The following is a 23,075-nucleotide window of genomic DNA, read 5'->3' as shown; positions in this document are numbered from 1 at the left end:
CGCACAGATCGGAAAAACAAATCTGTGCGGCTGTAAGCCAAATTTTATGGAATTGAAACGGAAGCAGAGCCGTTTACGCCAAAAGCGCCCCAATTGCCCCGAATACGCCGGAACTTGCAAGCAGCATGATGACGCTTGCAAGGAGAACACCGCCCATGATGGCGAGAACGCTGGTCTTAAAGTCCATATCGAGGATACTTGCGGCCAGTGTGCCGGTCCATGCGCCGGTTCCCGGGAGCGGGATGCCGACGAAGAGCAGCAGGGCGAGCGGAAGTCCGCGGCCGGCTTTTGCTTTCAGTTTTTCCCCGCCTTTTTCGCCTTTTTCCAGACACCAGGTGAAGAACTTTCCGATATACTTTTTATCACATCCCCAGACAAGAACCTTTCGAGCGAACAGGAAAATAACCGGAACCGGAAGCATATTTCCGATGACGGCGATCAGATAGGCCGGAAGCGTCGGAATATGGAAAGCTACCGCGTACGGAATCGCACCACGCAGCTCGATGAGCGGAACCATGGAAATCAAAAATACAATCAGATATTTGGTAATCATATACACCTCTCGTTTTTTACAAAATGTTATCGTTTCTTAGTGCAACGCTCTTATTGTAGCGTGATGCCCGCCATTTGTCCAGTATAAAAAGAAAGAAAGGAGCGGGAGTAAAAGAAATCTTAAGAATTTCTGCATTTTTGTATAATTTTATAACTTTCAAAATTTGAATTTTAGAAAACGGTATGTTAGAATGAAGTGTACTGTTTGCAAAAGAACAGCAGAGATGCCCCCAATGACAGGGGGCGTGGACTGAAATAACAAACGAGGAGGACCCACCTATGATTGCACTGATCGATTATGATGCCGGAAATATAAAAAGCGTGGAAAAAGCCTTTCAAAGCCTTGGAAAAGAGGTTGTACTGACCAGGGATCCAGACGTGTTAAAACGCGCAGATCACGTCGTTCTGCCGGGTGTCGGCAGCTTTGGAGATGCGATGGAAAATCTGAACCGCTATCATCTGGTACCGGTTATTCATGAAATCGTAGAAAAAGGGACTCCGTTTCTTGGAATCTGCCTCGGACTTCAGATCCTGTTTGAACGCAGCGAAGAGAGCCCGGGCGTTGCAGGCCTTGGCCTGTTAAAAGGAGAAATTCTCCGGATTCCGGACAAAGAGGGCTTAAAGATTCCGCACATGGGCTGGAATTCCATCCATCTGCAGAACGGTGGACGCTTATTCAAAGGCATCCTGCAGGAATCGTATGTTTACTTTGTCCACTCCTACTATCTGAAAGCAGAAGAGGAGGAAATTGTAAAAGCAACGACAGAGTACAGTACACACATCCATGCATCCGTGGAAAAAGAAAATCTGTTCGCCTGCCAGTTCCACCCGGAAAAGAGCTCAGATCTTGGGCTTGCCATTCTGAAAAATTTTGCGGAAATTGGAGAGGAGGACTGACGGATGTTTACAAAACGAATTATCCCATGCCTGGATGTAAAAAACGGAAGAGTCGTAAAAGGCGTTAATTTCGTCGATTTAAAAGATGCCGGCGACCCGGTGGAGATCGCAAAAGCGTACGACAAGGCAGGAGCCGATGAAGTTGTTTTTCTTGATATCACTGCTTCCTCCGATCAGAGAGGAACCGTCGTTGATATGGTACGCAAAGTAGCAGCAAACGTTTTTATCCCATTCACCGTTGGCGGCGGAATCCGTACCGTGGATGATTTCAAGATGCTGCTCCGCGAAGGAGCCGATAAAATCTCGATCAACTCCTCTGCCATCAACAATCCGCAGCTCATCCACGACGCGGCACAGAAATTCGGCAGCCAGTGCGTGGTCGTTGCGATCGACGCCAAGAAAAGAGCGGACGGAAGCGGCTGGAATATCTATAAAAACGGCGGCCGCATCGATGTCGGCATCGATGCCGTTGCGTGGGCAAAAAAAGCAGAAAGCCTTGGCGCCGGAGAAATCCTGCTCACCAGCATGGACTGCGACGGAACAAAGGCGGGATACGATATTGAGCTGACAAGAACCATCGCAGAAAGCGTCGGTATCCCGGTCATTGCATCCGGCGGCGCAGGAACGCTGGAGCATTTCTATGACGCTTTAACCGAAGGAAAAGCCGATGCTGCACTTGCCGCATCCCTGTTCCACTACAAAGAACTGGAAATTCGTGAAGTCAAAGAATATCTGGCAGGCCGCAATGTGCCGGTCCGCCTGTAAAAGGAAGGGAGAAAACGATATGCCGCCTCTTAGCGGAAGCTGGGCCAATGCCCTGAAAGGAGAATTCTCCAAAGATTATTATAAAAAACTGTTTCAGACGGTGGGAGCGGAGTACAAAACCCACACGATTTACCCGCCGGCTGATGATATTTTCAATGCGTTCCACTTTACCCCGCTCGAGCAGGTCAAAGTGGTCATCTTAGGCCAGGATCCGTACCACGAGCCGGGACAGGCGCACGGACTCTGCTTTTCCGTAAAACCGGAAGTAGACATTCCGCCGTCTCTGGTCAATATTTACAAGGAACTCGAAGACGATCTGGGATGCTACATCCCGAACAACGGTTATCTCGAAAAATGGGCACGGCAGGGTGTTCTGATGCTGAACACGGTGCTGACTGTGCGTGCGCATCAGGCAAATTCCCACAAGGAAATCGGCTGGGAGCAGTTCACGGACGCGGCAATCAAAGTGCTCGCCGGGCAGGACCGCCCGATGGTATTCATCCTCTGGGGCCGTCCGGCGCAGCGGAAAAAAGAGATGATCCACAATCCAAAGCATCTGGTGCTGATGTCCGCTCATCCGAGTCCGCTCTCTGCATACCGTGGATTTTTCGGCAGCCATCCGTTTTCCAGAACAAACGAATATCTGGAAGAAAACGGTCTTGCGCCGATTGACTGGCAGATCGAAAATGTAATACGGGAGCAAAAGCATGAGTAAAAAGAAAAATACATTATTGAGAAATACTTCTATTTTAATGGCGGCAACGATTATCTCACGTGTGATCGGTCTTTTATACCGGTCACCGCTCGGCGAAACGATTGGAAATGAGGGACTTGGCTATTACAGTACGGCGAGTAATCTGTATACGATTCTGCTTCTGATCTCCTCCTATAGTATTCCGATGGCAGTGTCAAAAATCGTATCCGAACGTCTGGCATTAAAAGAGTACCGAAATGCACATCGCGTGTTCCACGGTGCTCTTCTTTACGCCGTGATCGTAGGTGGAGTTGCTGCACTGGTGGCATTCTTTGGCGGGAAATTCCTTCTGCCGTATAACCAGCAGAATGCACTCCTCGCCCTGCGTGTATTGGCGCCGACGATCTTTTTCTCGGCTGTTCTCGGCGTTCTGCGTGGCTATTTCCAGGCCCACAGCACGATGATGCCGACCTCAATTTCACAGATCATCGAGCAGGTATTCAACGCCGCATTCAGTATTGGCGCCGCCTGGTTCTTCATCCAGCAGTTCGCGACAAACGATACCGAACATGCCAAATTCGGTGCCGCCGGCGGAACCCTCGGAACAGGAGCCGGTGTCCTGGCAGGCCTCTGCTTCATGGTGATTGTCTATGGCGTAAATCGGAAAACCATTCTACGGAAAGTGGCAAAGGACACGCGCCACCGCGAAGAATCCTACCGCGAAATTTTTCAGGTTCTTTTTCTGATGGTAACACCGGTTATCTTTACGACCTTTATTTATAACTGCAACGCTTACCTGGACAATTACCTGTTCTTCACCATCCTCGGATGGCACGGAGAGAATCAGAAAGCACTGAATGCCGCATATGGAGAGTTTTCCAACTATTATGTTACCCTGATCAACGTCCCGCTTGCTATGGCAAGTGCATCCGCATCCGCGATGATGCCGGAGGTATCCTCGTGTTATGCGACCGGTGATCTCGATGAGGCAAACGACAAGATTCTTGAGACGATCCGTCTGACGATGTTCATCTCCATCCCGGCAGCTGTCGGTCTTGGCGTCCTGGCATTCCCGATCACAGGAGTTCTGTTCCCGTCAAGCTCGAGCCTTTCCGGCAAACTGTTGATGATGGGTGCAGTCTCAGTTGTGTTTTCGGCACTGTCCACCATTACCAACAGCGTCCTGCAGTCCATCGGCCAGCAGAAAAAAGCCCTGCACAACGCTGCCATTTCCCTTGGAATGGATCTTGCCATCCTGGCTTTGATTCTCACAGTCTTCCCGAAGACAAATATCTATGCTGTTGTCTTTGCGGGAATCTTGTTTTCCTTAAGCATGTGCATACTAAATAATCTATCAATCCGCAAACACTTGAATTTCCGCAACGAATTCAAAAACACCTACGTAAAACCATTGATTGCAGCTGCAATCATGGGCGTCGTAACCTGGGTTGTTTACTATGGCTCTTTGCCATCACCAAACGCCCATCCATCAGCATGCTGATCGCAATCCTGATTGCAATTGTTGTATATTTGATTGCTTTTGTGGTTGTAACCGGGACAACCGAGGCCGAAATGCGCCGCATGCCAATGGGAACAAAACTGGTAAAGGTTCTCCGTATCCTGCGGATTTACCGCTAAAACCAATAGAAAAGGCGGTCAGAGTTTTTCGACTCTGACCGCCTTTTCGGTTAACTGAATCAAGCAAATAGCAAAGCGGATTGCGAATATCCGCTTTGCTTGAAACTATGTAAATTTACACGTCTTTTTCTTCACGCAATTCCTGCTTCAGATTCTTATTTGCAGTAGAAAGCATCAGTTTAATACGGTTCAGCTGATTCACCTCCGAAGCACCGGGATCGTAGTCGACAGCCACGATATTTGCCTTCGGATACTCCTTACGGATTGCCTTAATCACACCCTTACCAACAATGTGGTTCGGCAGGCATGCAAACGGCTGGATACAGACGATGTTGTAAACATCACTGTGAATCAGCTCCATCATCTCGCCCGTCAGGAACCATCCCTCACCGGTCTGGTTACCACAGGATACAATCGGGGAAGCATATTTTGCCAGATCCCGCACATCGGCCGGTGGATCAAAATGCTCACTCTTCTTGAACTCCGCAACCGCCGCACTGCGCAGCCAATTGATCAGTTTAATACCGGTATTTCCCAACATCGAAGAACTTTTTTTGAATCCCAGGTGCTCTACCTTGAAGTTCGTATTGTAGAAGCAGTAACAGAAGAAGTCGATCAGATCCGGGACAACCGGTTCCGCGCCTTCACTCTCAAGCAGCTCCGCCAGATGGTTGTTAGCCGCCGGAAGGAACTTAACAAGAATCTCGCCGACAATACCGACACGCGGTTTCTTTTCATCGGTGATCGGAATGTGGTCGAAATCGCGAATCATCGTGCGGCAGATCTGTTTGAAGCGGGTATGGCTTAAGCGTTTTGCTGAAATAAAATCAATACAGATCTTTTCCCATTTCTGATGAATCCGGTCTGTTGTACCCTTCTTCTGCTCATAAGGACGCATCCGGTAAATACATTTCATCATGATATCGCCGAATTCTGCTGCATAGCAGAGACGAATCGCAAGATCCGGCGTGATCTTGAAGCCCGGATTTTCCTCCAGACCGCTCAAGTTAATCGAGATGACCGGAATCTGCGTCATATCGGCCTTCTCCAGCGCACGGCGGATAAATCCGATGTAGTTCGAAGCACGGCAGCCGCCGCCGGTCTGGCTCATGATGACAGCCACTTTGTTCAGGTCATACTTGCCGGAGAGCAGCGCCTGCATAATCTGTCCGACTACCATCAGAGACGGATAGCAGGCATCGTTGTTGACGTATTTCAGTCCGACATCAACCGCCTCTTTGTTGTCGTTCGGAAGCACTTCCAGATTGTATCCGGCTGCGTTGAACGCCGGCTGCAGAAGCGAGAAGTGGATCGGTGACATCTGCGGGCAGAGGATTGTGTAGTCTTTCCGCATTTCTTTCGTGAAGACCGGTTTCTGGATCGAGGACGGAAGAATCTCGCGTACCGCCTGTTTCCGATCATGTGCACGGAGGGCAGCGAGCAGAGAGCGGACACGGATTCTGGCAGCGCCGAGGTTGTTGACCTCATCGATCTTCAGGCAGGTATAAATCTTGCCGCTTCTGGTCAGAATCTCATAAACCTCATCGGTGGTAACGGCGTCGAGACCGCAGCCGAACGAGTTCAGCTGAATCAGGTCAAGATCGTCGCGTGTCTTTACATAGTTTGCAGCTGCATACAGACGGGTGTGGTACATCCACTGGTCATTGACACGGAGCGGACGCTCGAGCGGTGCCAGATGGGAAACAGAGTCCTCCGTCAGCACGCACAGTCCGTAGGAGTTGATCATATCCGGGATACCGTGATGGATTTCCGGATCGATGTGGTACGGACGGCCGGCAAGCACGATGCCTCTGCGGCCGGTTTCTTTCATATACTGAAGCGTTTCCTCGCCTTTTTTCTGCATATCGCGTCTTGCAGCGCCAAGCTCTTCCCATCCGGCATGAACAGCAGCACGGACTTCATCCTCCGGCAGACCGGAGAACTCTTTGACAAGACCATCGGCAAGCACCTTTTCACTCGTAAACGCAAGGAACGGATTGCGGAACGTAATGGAATCGTCCTGCAGCTCGTCCACGTTGTTTTTGATATTTTCCGCATACGAGGTAACGATCGGGCAGTTGTAGTGGTTGATGGCTTCCGGGAACTCGGTGCGCTCGTACGGGATACACGGGTAGAAGATGAACTTCACACCGTGGCGTAAGAGCCAGGTCACATGGCCGTGCGCCAGTTTGGCCGGATAGCACTCGGATTCACTTGGAATCGACTCAATACCGAGCTCGTAGATCTTGCGGCTCGAGGTCGGAGAGAGTACCACGCGGTATTTCAGCTGCGTAAAGAAGGTGTACCAGAACGGATAATTCTCAAACATATTGAGGACTCTCGGAATGCCGACCTCTCCGCGGATCGCTTCATCCTGCGGCAGCGGCTGGTAGCCGAAGATCCGTTTGTATTTGTATTCGAACAGGTTCGGAATATGATCTTTGTTTTTCTCTTTTCCGATACCGCGCTCGCAGCGGTTTCCGCTGATGTACTGACGGCCGCCGGAGAATTTGTTGATGGTCAGACGGCAGCTGTTCGTACATCCCTTACAGTTTGCCATCGTGGTCGAATATTTCAGCTCGTTGATCTTTTCAATGGAGAGCATCGTGGTCTCCTGATCGGCGGAGTAGCGCTCTCTTGCGATCAGCGCCGCACCGAACGCACCCATGATGCCGGCGATGTCCGGGCGGATGGCTTCGCAGTTGGCGATCCGTTCAAAGCTTCGGAGAACAGCGTCGTTGTAGAACGTACCGCCCTGTACGACGATGTGGCGTCCCAGCTCGGTGGCATCCGAAACTTTAATTACCTTATATAATGCGTTTTTAATAACGGAGCAGGCAAGTCCGGCAGAAATATCGGCGACGGATGCGCCCTCTTTCTGCGCCTGTTTTACCTTGGAATTCATAAATACGGTACAGCGGGTACCAAGATCGATCGGGTGTTTTGCAAACAGCGCCTCATGCGCGAAATCCTGCACGCTGTAGTTCAGGGACTGCGCGAACGTCTCGATGAAGGAACCGCAGCCGGAGGAACATGCCTCGTTCAGCTGTACGCTGTCTACAGTGCCGTTTTTGATCTTGATGCACTTCATATCCTGGCCGCCGATGTCGAGAATACAGTCGACTTCCGGATCGAAGAACGCGGCAGCGTAATAATGGGAAATCGTCTCTACCTCACCCTCGTCCAGCATCAGTGCAGCTTTGATGAGCGCCTCGCCGTAACCGGTCGAACAGGACCAGGCGATCTGTGCGGAATCCGGCAGTTTGGAGTAGATCTCCTGGATCGCGCGGATCGATGTGCCGAGCGGATTTCCGTGGTTGTTGCTGTAGAAGGAATAGAGAAGAGCACCGTCTTCGCCGACGAGTGCAGCTTTGGTCGTCGTGGAACCGGCATCAATACCGAGATAGCAGTTTCCCTCGTAGGTGGAAAGATCGGCGGTCACGACGTTGTTGACACTCTGGCGCGCCAGAAATTCGTCATACTCGGCCTGATCTTTAAACAGCGGCTCAAGACGGGCAACCTCAAAATCGATAGCAACTTTCTCTTCGAGCCGTTTTTTCAGTGCGAGAAGGGAAATCTCGGTTTTTCCGTCTGCATTCATCGCAGAACCGATGGCTGCAAACAGGTGGGAGTTGTCCGGTACGATTGTATGCTCGTCATCCAGTTTTAAGGTACGGACGAATGCTGTCTTTAATTCCGAGAGGAAGTGCAGCGGGCCGCCGAGAAAGGCAACGTGGCCGCGGATCGGTTTACCGCAGGCAAGACCAGAAATGGTCTGGTTGACAACTGCCTGGAAAATGGAAGCGGAAAGATCCTCTTTTGTTGCACCGTCGTTGATGAGCGGCTGGATATCGGTTTTTGCGAATACACCGCAGCGTGCTGCGATCGGATAAATCGCCTGGTAATGCTTCGCGTATTCGTTGAGTCCGGTTGCATCGGTCTGCAGAAGAGAAGCCATCTGGTCGATGAAAGAACCGGTGCCGCCGGCGCAGATACCGTTCATACGCTGCTCCACATTGCCGCCCTCAAAATAGATGATCTTGGCATCCTCACCGCCGAGCTCGATGGCAACGTCGGTCTGCGGAGCGAGTGCTTTTAACGAAGTGGAAACCGCGATAACTTCCTGCGTGAACGGGATGCCGAGGTGGTTGGCAAGCGCAAGTCCGCCGGAACCGGTGATGACCGGCTGCAGGGTCAGTTCGCCCAGTTTTTCGTGTGCTTCCCCGAGCAGGTGGGCAAGGGTTTCCTGAATGTTTGCAAAATGGCGCTCGTAATCGGCAAAGAGAAGCTGGTTCTCTTCGTCGAGGATCGCAATTTTAACAGTGGTGGAACCGATGTCGATTCCGAGAGTATATTTTTTATCAGTCATGAATCAAACTCCTTTTATAATAAGAAACAATCTCAACACATTATACGACAAAAAATAAGGAAATACAATTGGAAAAAGGGCGATGTCTTACGAAAAAAGTATAAAGTCCTTGTGAAAAATGGAGAAACCAGGAGGGAAAAAGGCAGAAAAAAGAAAATTCAGGCATTGTCAAAAACGGGTTTTGCCTGTATACTAAAAATAGTATACCCTGCATGAAAAACAGGCGGCAGGGATCATGAGAAAGGATGAAAAGCGTTATGTATAAAATTCTGAAAATGGAAGGAAGAGCGAAGCGCGCCCACATGGAAACCGTGCACGGCAATATCGAGACGCCGGTATTCATGAATGTCGGAACCGCGGCAGCGATCAAGGGAGCCGTTTCCACTGAGGATCTCCAGCAGATCGGCACGCAGGTAGAGCTCTCCAACACGTATCACCTCCACGTGCGTCCGGGCGACGAGGTCGTAAAGAAGATGGGCGGACTCCACAAGTTTATGGTCTGGGATAAACCGATCCTGACCGACTCCGGCGGATTCCAGGTATTCTCTCTTGCAGGCCTTCGGAAAATCAAGGAGGAGGGAGTTTATTTCCACTCCCACGTAGACGGAAGAAAGATCTTTATGGGACCGGAGGAGAGTATGCAGATTCAGTCCAACCTGGCATCCACGATTGCGATGGCCTTCGACGAGTGCCCATCGAGTGTGGCAGACCGCCGTTATGTGCAGAATTCCGTGGACCGTACGGCAAGATGGCTGCAGCGATGCAAGGATAAAATGCAGGAACTGAACCAGAGAGAGGATACCATCAACAAGCACCAGCTGCTGTTTGGTATCAATCAGGGAGCAATCTATGAAGATATCCGTATCGATCATGCAAAACGGATTTCCGAGATGGATCTTGACGGATATGCCGTCGGCGGTCTTGCGGTAGGAGAGACACACGAGGAGATGTATCATATTCTCGATGAAGTGGTTCCGTATCTGCCAAAAGAAAAACCGACATATCTGATGGGTGTCGGAACACCGGCCAATATTCTCGAGGGTGTAGAGCGCGGCGTTGATTTCTTCGACTGTGTATATCCGAGCCGGAACGGACGTCACGGTCACGTTTATACAAATCATGGAAAAATGAATTTGTTCAACCAGAAATACGAATTGGATCCGCGTCCGATCGAGGAAGGCTGCCAGTGCCCGGCGTGCCGTCACTACAGCAGAGCCTACATCCGTCATCTGCTGAAAGCAAAAGAGATGCTCGGCATGCGGCTCTGTGTTCTGCACAACCTGTATTTCTACAACAATATGATGACAGAAATCCGGACCGCGCTGGACGAGGGCAATTTTGCTTCCTACAAACGGGCAAAACTCGCAGGATTTGAGGAATACGACAAAAAGTAATCGGGAAAGTATGAAATCTTTGGAAAATATCCGAAAAAGACTTGCCCATCGGTTCCGGATTGTGTATTATGATAGGTGTGTCTAAAGAACGGGATGTACTCTCGAATAACAGGAGGAAAGAAAATGTTTTTAGCAACAACAACAGCAGCAAACAGCGGTGTGATGAGCACTGGTATGTTAATTATGTGGCTGGTCATCATGTTCGGTATGATGTATTTCTTAATGATCCGCCCGCAGAAGAAAGAGCAGAAAAAACTGCAGGCAATGCTGAATGACCTCGCAGTCGGCGATGCAGTCATCACAACAAGCGGTTTCTACGGCGTAGTCATCGATATCACAGACGACGATGTCATCGTAGAGTTCGGAAACAACAAAAACTGCCGTATCCCGATGCGCAAAACAGCCATCACAGAGGTTGAAAAACCGGAGACAGCAGTCGTTGAAGAGAAAACAGAAAAGAAAAAATAATTTCACACGGCGAAAAGCAGGAAAAACGCAGGTATTCAAAAAGAATGAATGCCTGCGTTTTTTTCGCCCCCGAAACTTCTTCGGCGGAACACGGCGAAAACGGGGAAAAATGCCGCGTATTTTTCTTTTAAATGGCAAAAAAGCAAAAAGATTATTGCGTTTCGTCCGATGCAAAGAAATTTCGTGTTGAAATTACCGGAAAAATGGCGTATAATTTAGAAATGCTATAGACGCAGAGAAAATAGAACGGTTTTTCAGCCGGAAGAAAAGAGGGAGAAAGATATGGAATACCGTATTGGATTAATTCACGGTGACGGAATCGGACCGGAAATTGTAAAGGAAGCAAAAAAAGTTCTGGACGCTGTCTGCGAGAAATATGGACATAAGTTTGAATATACCAACCTTCTGCTGGGCGGAGCTCCATTGATGTGCACGGCGTGCCGCTGACAGATGAAACCATAGAAGAAGCAAAAAAATGTGACGCTGTTCTGATGGGCTCCATCGGAGGAGATGCCAAGACCTCCCCATGGTACAAATTAAGCCCGGATAAGCGCCCGGAGGCCGGACTTTTAAAAATCCGGAAATCGTTAGGCCTGTTTGCAAACCTGCGCCCGGCGTACCTGTATCAGGAATTAAAGGATGCCTGCCCGTTAAAAGAAGAAATTATCGGTGAGGGCTTTGACATGCTGATCATGCGTGAACTGACCGGCGGCCTGTATTTCGGAGAGCGCAGCACCGTAGAAGAGAACGGCATCAAAAAAGCAACGGATACCCTGACTTACAGCGAGCCTGAAATCCGCCGTATTGCAATCCGTGCCTTCGACATCGCCAGAAAGAGAAAGAAAAAAGTAACAAGTGTAGATAAAGCAAATGTTCTCGACTCCTCCCGTCTGTGGAGAGCTGTTGTGGAGGATGTTGCAAAAGATTATCCGGACGTTACGTTAGAGCATATGCTGGTTGATAACTGTGCAATGCAGATTGTTCACAATCCGTGCCAGTTTGACGTAGTTCTGACAGAAAACATGTTCGGAGATATCCTTTCCGATGAGGCAAGTATGGTGGCAGGTTCCATCGGAATGCTTTCTTCCGCCAGTTTGAACGAGACAAAATTCGGCCTGTACGAGCCAAGTCACGGCTCTGCACCGGATATCGCAGGAAAAAACATTGCAAACCCGATTGCAACGGTTCTGTCCGCGGCCATGATGCTCCGCTACTCTCTGGATCTCGATAAAGAGGCAGAGGCAGTAGAAAATGCTGTACAGAAAATCTTAAAAGGCGGATACCGCACCGTAGACATCATGTCCGAGGGATGCACTAGAGTTTCTACATCCGAAATGGGAGATCTGCTGGTAAAAGCACTGGAGTGAGGCTTGCAGATTGCGGAAATGGTTTTTCAGACACACTCTAGCATAAAACTGTAAGATAAGAAAAGAGGAAAAGATCATGAGAAGTGATGCTGTAAAAAAAGGAATCGCACAGGCACCGCAGCGTTCTCTGATGCGTGCGCTGGGTCTGACCGAAGAAGAAATGAAAAAACCGCTCGTAGGAATCGTAAGCTCCTACAATGAGATTGTACCGGGCCACATGAACCTGGATAAAATTACAGAGGCTGTAAAAATGGGCGTTGCCATGGCAGGCGGAACACCAATCGTATTCCCGGCCATTGCAGTCTGTGACGGTATCGCCATGGGACACATCGGAATGAAATATTCCCTCGTTACCCGTGACCTGATCGCCGATTCCACCGAGTGTATGGCAATGGCACATCAGTTTGATGCCCTGGTATGTATCCCGAACTGTGATAAAAACGTACCTGGTCTTCTGATGGCAGCAGCAAGAGTCAATGTTCCGACCGTATTTGTCAGCGGCGGCCCGATGCTTGCCGGCCACGTAAAAGGCGAGAAGAGAAGTCTTTCGAGCATGTTCGAGGCAGTCGGCTCCTACGCTGCCGGAACCATGACAGAGGAAGACGTCTATGATTTCGAGTGCAATGCGTGCCCGACCTGCGGTTCCTGCTCCGGTATGTACACCGCAAACAGCATGAACTGCCTGACCGAGGTTCTCGGTATGGGCTTAAAAGGCAACGGAACGATTCCGGCCGTATACTCCGAGCGTCTGCGCCTGGCAAAGAGAGCCGGTATGCAGGTTATGGAGCTGTTAAAACAGGATATCCGTCCAAGAGACATCATGACAAAAGAAGCATTCTTAAACGCTCTGACCGTCGATATGGCACTGGGATGTTCCACCAACAGTATGCTGCATCTGCCGGCCATTGCGCATGAGGCAGGCGTAGAGCTGAATCCGGAGATGGCAAACGCCATCAGCGAGAAGACCCCGAACCTCTGTCATCTGGCTCCGGCAGGATACCACTACATCGAGGAGCTGAACGAGGCAGGCGGTGTTTATGCCGTTATGAATGAGCTGAACAAGCTGAATCTGCTGCACACAGAGTGTATGACAGTAACCGGAAAGACCGTAGGAGAGAACATCAAAGGATGTGTCAATAAAAATCCTGAGATCATCCGCCCGGTTGAGAATCCATACAGCAAGACCGGCGGTATCGCCGTTCTGAAAGGAAACCTGGCACCGGATACCGCAGTTGTCAAACGTTCTGCCGTTGTTCCGGAGATGCAGGTTCATGAAGGCCCGGCCAGAGTCTTTGACTGCGAGGAGGATGCCATCGAGGCAATCCGCGGCGGCAAGATCGTGGCAGGCGATGTTGTTGTGATCCGCTATGAGGGACCAAAGGGCGGTCCTGGTATGCGTGAAATGCTGAATCCGACTTCTGCCATTGCAGGTATGGGACTTGGTTCTTCCGTAGCCCTGATCACAGACGGCCGTTTTTCCGGCGCATCCCGCGGTGCGTCCATCGGTCATGTAAGCCCGGAGGCAGCAGAGGGAGGTCCGATTGCACTCGTTGAGGAAGGCGATCTCATCCGTATCAATATTCCGGAGCATAAGCTGGAAGTTGTCGTATCGGACGAAGAGCTGGCACGCAGAAAAGCTGCATGGACTCCGAGAGAACCAAAGGTAACGACAGGCTATCTGAAACGCTACGCAAAGATGGTTTCCAGTGCAAATAAGGGAGCTATTCTGGAGTTCTAATTCAGAAAAACTATGAGAAACACGCTCTGCGAGTTTCTCATAGTTATCGCGGCAGTCGCCAAGGTCTCGTGCAAGCACGGACTTTGGCTCGTTGCCCGCGTAAATCATAAAATCATATCAGCCGTCCGAACGCGCTTTTTCTCGGATGGCTGATTTCATAAACAGATTTCATACACAAAGCGAAAAACATAAGGAAGGAATCATACAGACATGGAATTAACTGGATCACAGATTGTTATCGAGTGCCTGAAGGAGCAGGGTGTGGATACCGTGTTCGGCTATCCGGGCGGAACCATTTTAAATATCTATGATGAACTTTACCGTCATCCGGAAATCCACCATATCCTGACTTCACACGAGCAGGGTGCTGCGCATGCGGCGGACGGATATGCGCGTGCTACTGGAAAAACAGGCGTCTGCATGGCTACAAGCGGCCCGGGCGCAACGAATCTTGTCACCGGAATTGCAACCGCCTACATGGATTCTACACCGATGGTAGCGATTACCTGCAACGTAGGAAAGGCACTGCTTGGAAAAGACAGCTTTCAGGAGATTGACATTGCGGGTGTCGCAATGCCGATCACAAAATACAGTGTGATTGTAAAAGATATCACCGTTCTTGCAGATACGCTGCGCCGTGCGTTTACGATCGCAAAGAGCGGAAGACCGGGCCCTGTACTGGTGGATATTACCAAGGATGTAACGGCGGCAACCTGCGAATACGAGCCGAAAACACCGGAAAAAATTGAACCATTTACCGAAAGAATCACAGAAGAAGGACTGGATCACGTTGTATCCATGATTCAGGAGTCGAAATGTCCCTACATTTTTGTGGGCGGCGGCAGTGTTATCTCGGGTGCATCCGAAGAAGTACGCGAACTGGCACACCGGATCCAGTCGCCGGTCTGCGACACTTTGATGGGAAAAGGAGCATTTCCGGGAACAGATGAGCTGTACACCGGCATGCTTGGCATGCATGGAACAAAAACCTCAAACTACGGTGTGACAAAGTGCGATCTTCTGATTGTACTCGGGGCAAGATTTTCCGATCGCGTCACCGGAAATGCCGCAAAATTTGCCAACCATGCGAAAATTGTTCAGATCGATGTAGATGCCGCAGAAATCAATAAGAACGTTGCGGTTGAGTACAGCATCATCGGAGACGTCAAAGAGGTCTTAAAACGGCTGAATGCGAAGCTGGAGCCGATGCACCATGATGAGTGGATTGCAAAGATCAGGGAAATGAAAGAAAAATACCCGTTAAAGCATGAAGAGGGGCTTACCGGACCGTATGTGATCGAGGAGATCTATAAGGCAACGGACGGACAGGCAATTATCACAACGGATGTCGGCCAGCACCAGATGTGGGCGGCACAGTATTACCGCTATACGAAGCCGAGAACGCTTCTGACATCAGGCGGTCTTGGAACGATGGGCTTTGGTCTTGGAGCAGCGATGGGTGCAAAAATGGGACGCCCGGACAAGGTTGTCATCAACATCGCAGGAGACGGCTGCTTCCGTATGAACATGAACGAGCTGGCAACCCTTTCCAGACATAACATTCCGGTCATTGAGGTTGTTGTCAATAACCACGTGCTCGGTATGGTGCGCCAGTGGCAGACTCTGTTCTACGGAAAGCGGTATTCCAACACGGTTCTGCAGGATCAGGCAGACTTTGTAAAGGTTGCCGAGGCGCTCGGTGTAAAGGGAATCCGTGTGACAAAAAAAGAGGAGATGGGTCCGGCGATCCGTGCAGCAATCGAGAGCGGAAAACCGGCGCTGATAGATGTGTGGATTGACTGTGATGAGAAGGTATTCCCGATGGTTCCGGCCGGAGCACCGATCGAGGATGTTTTCGATGCGGAGGATCTGGCAAAAAAGGAGCAAGAAAAGGATTGACAGATTTCTGACAAAGGGGTATCATAGTTTCAACGTGGTAAAGCAATACCGTATTACCATATGAATTACATACTTGTAAGAAAAGATACAAAGAAAATACATAAGATTACAATGGAAACCACCGGTATAGAAACGGTGGTTTCCAAGTAATATAAAGCAGTAAGAGAAACAGGAGGACAAAAAAATGAGCAGAGTCTATAATTTTTCCGCAGGACCGGCGGTTCTGCCAGAGGAAGTGTTGAAAGAAGCCCAGGAGGAAATGCTGGATTACCGCGGATGCGGCATGTCCGTCATGGAGATGAGCCACCGTTCCAAAGTATTCCAGAACATCATCGATGAGGCAGAAGCAGATCTTCGTGATCTGATGGGAATCCCGTCAAATTACAAAGTTCTGTTTCTCCAGGGCGGTGCATCCCTGCAGTTTTCCATGATCCCGATGAACCTGATGAAAAACGGTGTCGCAGATTACATCGTAACAGGCCAGTGGGCAAAGAAAGCATACGCAGAGGCACAGAAATACGGAAAGGCAAACAAAATTGCCTCCTCTGAGGATAAAACATTTTCCTATATCCCGGACTGCAGCGATCTTCCGATCAGCCCGGATGCCGACTATGTTTATATCTGCGAAAACAACACCATTTACGGTACCAAATACAAAAAACTGCCGAATACCAAGGGCAAAACCCTGGTGGCAGACGTCTCCTCCTGTTTCCTCTCCGAACCTGTCAATGTCTCTGATTACGGCATCATCTACGGCGGTGTCCAGAAAAACATCGGACCTGCCGGAATGGTCATCTCCATTGTCCGTGACGATCTGATTACCGACGATGTCCTGCCGGGAACACCGACCATGATGAAATTCAAAACGCATGCAGACGCAGGCTCTCTGTATAACACGCCGAACTGCTACTGCATCTACATGTGCGGCAAAGTGTTCAAATGGCTGAAGAAAATGGGCGGACTGGAAGTCATGAAACAGCGCAACGAAGAAAAAGCAAAACTGCTGTATGATTTCCTGGATCAGAGCAAGCTCTTCAAAGGAACCGTTGTACCGGAAGACCGTTCTCTAATGAACGTTCCGTTTATCACCGGAAATGCAGATCTGGATGCCAAATTCGTCAAAGAGTCCAAGGAAGCCGGACTTGAAAACCTGAAAGGCCATCGTACCGTCGGTGGTATGCGTGCAAGCATCTACAATGCAATGCCAAAAGAAGGCGTTGAGACACTTGTTGCCTTCATGAAAAAGTTCGAGGAGGAAAATCTCTAATGTTTCAGTATCATTGCTTAAATCCGATTGCAGGCGTAGGCCTTGCAAACTTTAATGAAAACTATCAGCAGACCGAGAGCCTGGAGGGAGCCGATGCGGTTCTCGTCAGAAGTGCAGCCATGCACGGCATGGAGTTGCCGAAGAGCCTCCTTGCCGTAGCAAGAGCAGGAGCCGGTGTCAACAACATTCCGCTTGCCGACTGCGCAGAGCAGGGTATCGTGGTCTTCAATACACCGGGAGCCAATGCAAATGGTGTCAAAGAGCTTGTACTTGCCGGTATGCTGCTGGCATCCCGTGATATCGCAGGTGGTATTGAATGGGTGAAGAGCGACAAAGAAGACGGCGACATCGCAAAGACAGCAGAAAAACAGAAAAAGAAATTTGCCGGCTGTGAGATCAGCGGAAAGAAACTCGGTATCATCGGCCTTGGTGCCATCGGCCAGCTTGTGGCAAATGCAGCCACCCATCTTGGTATGGAAGTATATGGATATGATCCATACATCTCTGTCGATGCAGCATGGAACCTGTCCCGCGACATCCATCACATCCAGAATGTAGAAGATATCTATCGCACCTGCGATTATATCACCATCCACGTGCCGCTTTTGGACAGCACCAAGGGCATGATCAACAAAGCGGCGATCGAAGAGATGAAAGACGGCGTGGTTCTTCTGAACTATGCAAGAGATCTTCTCGTTGACGAGGATGCTGTTCTCGCGGCTTTAAAGGCCGGAAAAATGAAGAAATATGTGACCGACTTTGCAAATCCGAAGGTAGTCGGTGCAGAGGGAACGATCGTTACCCCGCACCTTGGAGCATCCACCAAAGAATCCGAGGACAATTGTGCTGTGATGGCAGTCAAGGAAATCCGTGATTTCCTTGAGAACGGAAACATCAGAAACTCCGTCAACTTCCCGAACTGCAGCATGGGCGTATGCACAGGCGCAGGCCGTGTGACGATCTGCCACAAGAATATCCCAGGTATGCTGGGAGCCTTCACAACCGTTATGGGTAATGCGGATGTCAACATCAGCGATATGACAAACAAAGGTAAAGGCGATTACGCTTACACGATGATGGATCTGGAAAGCGAAGCAACCGAGGAGATAGTAAAAGCCCTCGAAGCAGTTGATGGTGTATTAAAGGTTCGTATCATTAAATAAAGAGAATCAAAGAAAATCAAAAAGTGACAGGAAAAGGCGGTGCCCGAAAACAGGGGTACCGCCTTTTCTTGTCAAGAACGGCAGAAGTTACTGCTGTTTGACTTCCTTTGGGTAAAGAATAGCACAAAAAAGAGAACTGCCCTGGGACAGTTCTCTTTGCCTGTAATGTATGGTTACGAAAAGATTTTCAGATCCGTTTCCAGACGGCTCCGCCGCGTACATCGGTAACTTCAATGCCCTGTGCTTTCAGACCGTCACGGATCTTATCTGCTTCCGCAAAGTTTTTGGCTTTCTTTGCTTCATATCGTTTAAACGAGCGCATCAATCTCCGGATCTCCCTCGCCGGTAATCTGATAACCGGATGCAGTGGAAGCGGAAGTTGTCTTTGCGGCCTCTTTTCTCTTTGCTTCTGCATGAGCGAGAAGGGAAAGACCGAGTACCTGATCGAAACTGTCGAGAAGCGCCAGCTTTGCAGCATCATGCATGTCTGCTTTTAACACATCGTACAGCGTTGTGATGGCAAGCGAGGTGTTGAGGTCGGCATCGAGCGCTTTCTGGAATTTCTCTTTTAAAGCAGTCATAGAAGCTTCCTCGGCCGGTCCGTCTTTCGGGTCTAAAGCGGCGATGCGGGCGATCAGCTTGTCGTAGGCAATTTTGGCGTTGTCCAGGTTTTCCCAGGTGAAGACAAGCGCCTTACGGTAATGAGACTGGAGGCAGAAGAAACGGTAGACGAGAGGATCATAACCTTTTTCCTCAAGAAGAGAAACGGTTAAAAACTCACCTTTCGATTTCGACATCTTTCCAGTCGATGTATTCAGGTGATGCACATGGAACCACTGCGGGCACCAGGCGTGGCCAAGGTAGCTTTCGGACTGTGCAATCTCGTTTGTGTGGTGCGGGAATGCATTGTCTACGCCGCCGCAGTGCAGGTCAAGGTATTCGCCATTGTATTTCATGGAGATACCGGAGCACTCGATGTGCCATCCCGGATAACCGACGCCCCACGGGGAATCCCATTTCAAGGCCTGGTTCTCAAATTTGGATTTCGTAAACCAGAGAACGAAATCATTTTTGTTGCGTTTGTTTGTATCTTCCTCTACGCCCTCACGCACACCGACCGCGAGGTCATCCTCGTCGTGATCGTTGAATACGTAGTAGTGGTCGAGACGGCTGGTGTCAAAGTAAACATTTCCGCCGGCAAAGTAAGCGTAGCCGGTGTCCATCAGTTTTTCAATGATTCTGATATATTCGTCAATGCATCCCGTTGCCGGCTGTACGACATCCGGGCGCTTGATGTTCAGCTTTTTGCAATCCGCAAAGAATGCATCGGTGTAATACTGTGCGATTTCCATGACTGTTTTGTGCTCGCGCTTTGCACCTTTGACCATCTTGTCCTCGCCGGTGTCCGCATCGGAGCTTAAATGGCCGACATCGGTGATGTTCATGACACGGTTGACGTCGTAGCCTTCATAGCGGAGTGCCTTTTCCAGGACATCCTCCATAATATAACTGCGCAGGTTTCCGATGTGCGCAAAATGATAAACGGTAGGTCCGCAGGTGTACATTTCTACACGGCCCGGTGTGTGTGTCAGGAATTCAGCTTTTTTATGGGTTGCAGAATTATAAAGATACATAAAAGAAGTCTCCTTTTTTCTTTTCGTGCGGATACGGATGCAGAAGTGATGATACACAAGAAAGCAAAAAAGCGTCTGCTGTATCCGACAAGGATATCAGAGACGCCGCGTGCGGTGCCTGTTTTCCGTGTACTGCACTGGTTCCTTATTAAAATTAATATTAGCAGGATTTTTTTTTGCTGTCAATAGTCCGGAGACTGTCGAAGACAAAAAGTAAGAAAGTGTTACTGTTCACACGCTACTATCCCGCGAGGCGTTTTGGCATGAATATGCCAAAATCCCGAGACATACAGCGCGAATTTATGCGGTTAGCATAAATTCTGTGCATCGCGAAGCGTGTTACTGAGAACGGAGTGAACAGTAACAAGAAAGTGATTTCGGTGTGAGCGGTCTTCATGGAAGGCTTTGCTTTGTAAAAGAAGGAAACGAAAGTAAAAAACAGTATGACGCTCTTAAATAAGAAGAAATGTGATTTTCAGAAGTCTGTTTTTGCGTCCGGCAGGATTCTTTCCCGGAGCAAAATCTGAAACAAATACAAAAAGACAGTGCTGCAGAACGCAAATGGAAAGAAACAATTATTTGTGTAATCTTTTTTTATTCTAAAACCGAAGAATACAGGAAAATAGAAAAACGGCATCAGAACAATACCCAAAAAGAGGAAAATAGAGGATTTTGATTACTTTAAATGCAGTTTATACACTTTTCTCCTGCATCGGATATTGACAAACAGAGAGAGTTCGGGTTATAATGAACCCAGTTGTTTTTGGACAAACGGACAAATGTACGGGCATGAGGGATGAAGAAAACAAATCTTGTTGGACGCATCTCCTTTTTGTGCTATTCGTTTTGATGTGGTAAAGTGCCAAAATGAAAAACGGTGGAATGGCGAAGCGTTCCGGCAAATGTCCGGATGATGCAAAAACAACGCGAATCCATGAAAGGAGTTAGGAAGAAATTATGAAAAGAAAAATTGTAAGCGCATTACTTGTTATGAGTATGACTGCAAGCCTGGTTGCCTGTGGAAATTCCGGCAGCGGAAGTTCTGATCCGGCGGATGAGAGTGTAAGCGTAAGCAGCAGCGCATCTTCCGAAAGCGATGCAAGCGCATCTGCAAGCAGTGAGAGCGAAGCCGAGGCAGAGGAGTCCGAAATGCCGGAAGGATACGACGAGACCAGCACAGAGCTCTATAACGAGGCACTGGGCGATTTCAACGATGCACTTGCTACTGCAAAGGAAGCAGAAACGGTGGATGAGAGATATGCCTGATGGCAGTTGCCGAGGGAAAACTGATGGAGTCCGCCATGATGTACCCGCTCACCTCAAGAGGTGGTACGTACGCGATGTACAGAATGGCTCCGCGCACCAAGGACTATACCCTTTGGGGAAGCGATAAAGACCGTTATCATCAGTATGTTGTAACAACTGACTTTATCAAAGCAGAAGATTACAACGAGATGAGAGCAAAATGGGATGAGCTCAAAGGAACAGGAACCTATGAGAGCTGGGTAAAAGAATATCTGGCAGGAAAAGGTTACACCTTAAAAGACAGCTTCTCCATGCCGTATGCGAGTGATCCGGTAACATGGGACGGACTTGCAACTTCCCGTGCGGCAGATACCGATGCGATCATCAATACCTATGACGGACTGATGGAGTACGATGTAGAGGGAACTCTGCAGCCGGCACTGGCAGAATCCTATGAAGTATCCGATGACGGACTGACCTATACCTTCCACCTTCGTAAAGATGTAAAATGGACCGATTCCCAGGGACGTGAAGTGGATACTGTAAAAGCAGATGACTTCGTGGCTGGAATGCAGCACATGTGTGATGCACAGGGCGGTCTGGAATACCTGGTACAGGGCGTGATCAAAAACGTATCCCAGTACATCAGCGGTGAAGTTACCGATTTCGACGAGGTTGGTGTAAAAGCTGTTGATGACTATACCGTAGAGTACACACTGGAAGAGCCATGCAGCTACTTCATGACCATGCTTGGCTACACCATCTTCATGCCGATGAGCAGAAGCTACTATCAGTCCCAGGGCGGTAAATTTGGTGCTGAGTACGATTCCTCCGCAGCAGATTATCAGTACGGAAAAGATTCCAACTCGATCGCATACTGCGGACCGTACCTGGTAACCAACGCTACAGCGAAAAATACCATCGTATTTAAACTGAGCGATTCTTACTGGAACAAAGACAACGTAAACATTAAAACCCTGACCTGGCTGTTCAATGACCAGTCTGATGTTACCAAAATGTACACAGATGCAAAAGCAGGTACCGTTGACTATGTAAACCTGAACACCTCCACTATGGAGACAGCAAAATCCGAAGGTCTGTACGACCAGTACGCAGTAGTTTCAGATACCGACGCTACTTCCTTCATGGGATTCTACAATATCAACCGTACTGCGACTGCAAATGCCAACGACGGAACAACAGCAAAGAGTACAAAGTCTGACGAAGAAATCCAGAGAACAAACAAAGCACTGCAGAACGTTCACTTCAGAAGAGCGATCAGCTTTGCAGCAGATCGTGGCGCTTACAATGCACAGCAGGTTGGCGAGGATCTGAAGTATACTTCCCTTAGAAATACCTTTACCCCGGGATATTTCGTAAGCCTGTCAAAAGACACTACCATTCAGATCAACGGAACCGACACAACCTTCCCGGCAGGCACCTACTATGGTGAAATCGTACAGAAACAGATCGACGCCGACGGCGTGAAGATCAAAGTATGGGATGCCGAAAACAAGACCAGCGATGGTTTTGATGGATGGTACAATCCGGAAAACGCAGTAGAAGAACTGAATACCGCAATCGAGGAGCTCGCAGAAGACGGTATCACCATCGATGAGAGCAACCCGATCCAGATTGAGTATCCATATCCGTCTGCAGTAGAAGTTTACACCAACAAAGCAAACTCCTACAAGAAATCAGTAGAGGCTGCCCTTGGCGGAAAAGTTGTGATCAATCTGGTTGATGCCGTAGACCTGGATGGATGGTACTATGCAGGATACTATGTAAACTATGGTTATGAACAAAACTACGACGTATATGATGTCTCCGGATGGGGTCCGGACTTTGGTGATCCGTGCTCTTATCTGGATACCATGCTTCCGGACTACGAAGGATACATGACCAAATGTTTCGGTATCTTCTAATTTTGGAAAAGGTAAAATTGGAAAGACCAGAATAGTTGAAAGCCAATGAATAAACCGGCA

The 23,075-nt window shown here is 49.1% G+C and carries 17 protein-coding genes and 1 pseudogene; 14 read left to right on the top strand and 4 right to left on the bottom strand.

Annotated features, from left to right (window positions below; all coding sequences use genetic code 11):
• Positions 1 to 73 precede the first annotated feature (73 nt).
• A complete protein-coding gene (locus DW965_RS03760) occupies positions 74 to 553 on the bottom strand; it encodes a COG2426 family protein (RefSeq protein ID WP_055265411.1) in 480 nt (159 codons plus the stop codon).
• A gap of 278 nt (positions 554 to 831) precedes the next feature.
• On the opposite strand from DW965_RS03760, the gene hisH reads away from it, so the two are divergent.
• The 5 genes from hisH to DW965_RS19040 are packed head-to-tail and all read left to right on the top strand — an operon-like array spanning position 832 to position 4,546.
• A complete protein-coding gene (hisH, locus tag DW965_RS03755) occupies positions 832 to 1,449 on the top strand; it encodes an imidazole glycerol phosphate synthase subunit HisH (protein WP_119198054.1) in 618 nt (205 codons plus the stop codon).
• A gap of 3 nt (positions 1,450 to 1,452) precedes the next feature.
• Entirely contained in the window at positions 1,453 to 2,214 is a 762-nt protein-coding gene (gene hisF / locus DW965_RS03750; protein WP_055265415.1) for an imidazole glycerol phosphate synthase subunit HisF, read from the top strand.
• Positions 2,215 to 2,233: 19 nt separating this feature from the next.
• Positions 2,234 to 2,929: a uracil-DNA glycosylase gene (locus DW965_RS03745; RefSeq protein ID WP_119198053.1), complete on the top strand. Its 696-nt coding sequence runs from the start codon at positions 2,234 to 2,236 to the stop codon at positions 2,927 to 2,929.
• Complete coding sequence (locus DW965_RS03740; protein ID WP_119198052.1) at positions 2,922 to 4,409, top strand: putative polysaccharide biosynthesis protein; 1,488 nt, start codon at positions 2,922 to 2,924, stop codon at positions 4,407 to 4,409. Before DW965_RS03745 ends, DW965_RS03740 begins: the two co-directional genes overlap by 8 nt.
• Positions 4,403 to 4,546 (top strand): hypothetical protein, encoded by a 144-nt coding sequence (locus DW965_RS19040; RefSeq protein WP_158582799.1) that lies wholly within the window; start codon positions 4,403 to 4,405, stop codon positions 4,544 to 4,546. The genes DW965_RS03740 and DW965_RS19040 overlap by 7 nt, the downstream gene beginning before the upstream one ends.
• A 115-nt stretch (positions 4,547 to 4,661) precedes the next feature.
• Here the strand turns inward: DW965_RS19040 and DW965_RS03735 are convergent, their stop codons facing one another.
• A complete protein-coding gene (locus DW965_RS03735; RefSeq protein WP_119198051.1) occupies positions 4,662 to 8,915 on the bottom strand; it encodes a 2-hydroxyacyl-CoA dehydratase in 4,254 nt (1,417 codons plus the stop codon).
• Positions 8,916 to 9,172: 257 nt separating this feature from the next.
• On the opposite strand from DW965_RS03735, the gene tgt reads away from it, so the two are divergent.
• From tgt to DW965_RS03695, 7 genes and pseudogenes are all read left to right on the top strand, one after another.
• The gene (gene tgt / locus DW965_RS03730) at positions 9,173 to 10,309 is read left to right on the top strand and encodes a tRNA guanosine(34) transglycosylase Tgt (RefSeq protein ID WP_119198050.1); all 1,137 of its coding nucleotides are present in this window, start codon (positions 9,173 to 9,175) and stop codon (positions 10,307 to 10,309) included.
• A gap of 123 nt (positions 10,310 to 10,432) precedes the next feature.
• Positions 10,433 to 10,777 (top strand): preprotein translocase subunit YajC, encoded by a 345-nt coding sequence (gene yajC / locus DW965_RS03725; RefSeq protein ID WP_117509198.1) that lies wholly within the window; start codon positions 10,433 to 10,435, stop codon positions 10,775 to 10,777.
• 282 nt (positions 10,778 to 11,059) lie between these two features.
• Positions 11,060 to 12,144 (top strand): annotated as a pseudogene (gene leuB / locus DW965_RS03715) (3-isopropylmalate dehydrogenase).
• 76 nt (positions 12,145 to 12,220) lie between these two features.
• Positions 12,221 to 13,882 (top strand): dihydroxy-acid dehydratase, encoded by a 1,662-nt coding sequence (gene ilvD / locus DW965_RS03710; RefSeq protein ID WP_055228625.1) that lies wholly within the window; start codon positions 12,221 to 12,223, stop codon positions 13,880 to 13,882.
• A 210-nt stretch (positions 13,883 to 14,092) separates the two neighbouring features.
• The gene (ilvB, locus tag DW965_RS03705) at positions 14,093 to 15,781 is read left to right on the top strand and encodes a biosynthetic-type acetolactate synthase large subunit (protein ID WP_119198049.1); all 1,689 of its coding nucleotides are present in this window, start codon (positions 14,093 to 14,095) and stop codon (positions 15,779 to 15,781) included.
• 184 nt (positions 15,782 to 15,965) lie between these two features.
• A complete protein-coding gene (gene serC, locus DW965_RS03700; RefSeq protein WP_119198048.1) occupies positions 15,966 to 17,048 on the top strand; it encodes a 3-phosphoserine/phosphohydroxythreonine transaminase in 1,083 nt (360 codons plus the stop codon).
• Positions 17,048 to 18,211: a phosphoglycerate dehydrogenase gene (locus tag DW965_RS03695; RefSeq protein ID WP_119198047.1), complete on the top strand. Its 1,164-nt coding sequence runs from the start codon at positions 17,048 to 17,050 to the stop codon at positions 18,209 to 18,211. The genes serC and DW965_RS03695 overlap by 1 nt, the downstream gene beginning before the upstream one ends.
• A 187-nt stretch (positions 18,212 to 18,398) precedes the next feature.
• Here DW965_RS03695 and DW965_RS22435 read toward each other — a convergent pair whose 3' ends face one another.
• Entirely contained in the window at positions 18,399 to 18,533 is a 135-nt protein-coding gene (locus DW965_RS22435; protein WP_330420846.1) for a hypothetical protein, read from the bottom strand.
• A complete protein-coding gene (cysS, locus tag DW965_RS03690) occupies positions 18,520 to 19,845 on the bottom strand; it encodes a cysteine--tRNA ligase (protein WP_119198046.1) in 1,326 nt (441 codons plus the stop codon). The genes DW965_RS22435 and cysS overlap by 14 nt, the downstream gene beginning before the upstream one ends.
• A gap of 957 nt (positions 19,846 to 20,802) precedes the next feature.
• On the opposite strand from cysS, the gene DW965_RS19630 reads away from it, so the two are divergent.
• The gene (locus DW965_RS19630; protein ID WP_243036351.1) at positions 20,803 to 21,111 is read left to right on the top strand and encodes a hypothetical protein; all 309 of its coding nucleotides are present in this window, start codon (positions 20,803 to 20,805) and stop codon (positions 21,109 to 21,111) included.
• Positions 21,111 to 23,015, top strand: a complete 1,905-nt coding sequence (locus DW965_RS03685) for an ABC transporter substrate-binding protein (protein WP_243036350.1) — start codon at positions 21,111 to 21,113, stop codon at positions 23,013 to 23,015. The genes DW965_RS19630 and DW965_RS03685 overlap by 1 nt, the downstream gene beginning before the upstream one ends.
• Positions 23,016 to 23,075: the final 60 nt, after the last annotated feature.

The sequence above is a fragment of the Blautia sp. AM47-4 genome (assembly GCF_003479865.1).
In the GTDB taxonomy this organism is placed as follows: Bacteria; Bacillota; Clostridia; order Lachnospirales; family Lachnospiraceae; genus Fusicatenibacter; species Fusicatenibacter saccharivorans.
This window is presented reverse-complemented; position numbering and strand designations above follow the sequence as displayed.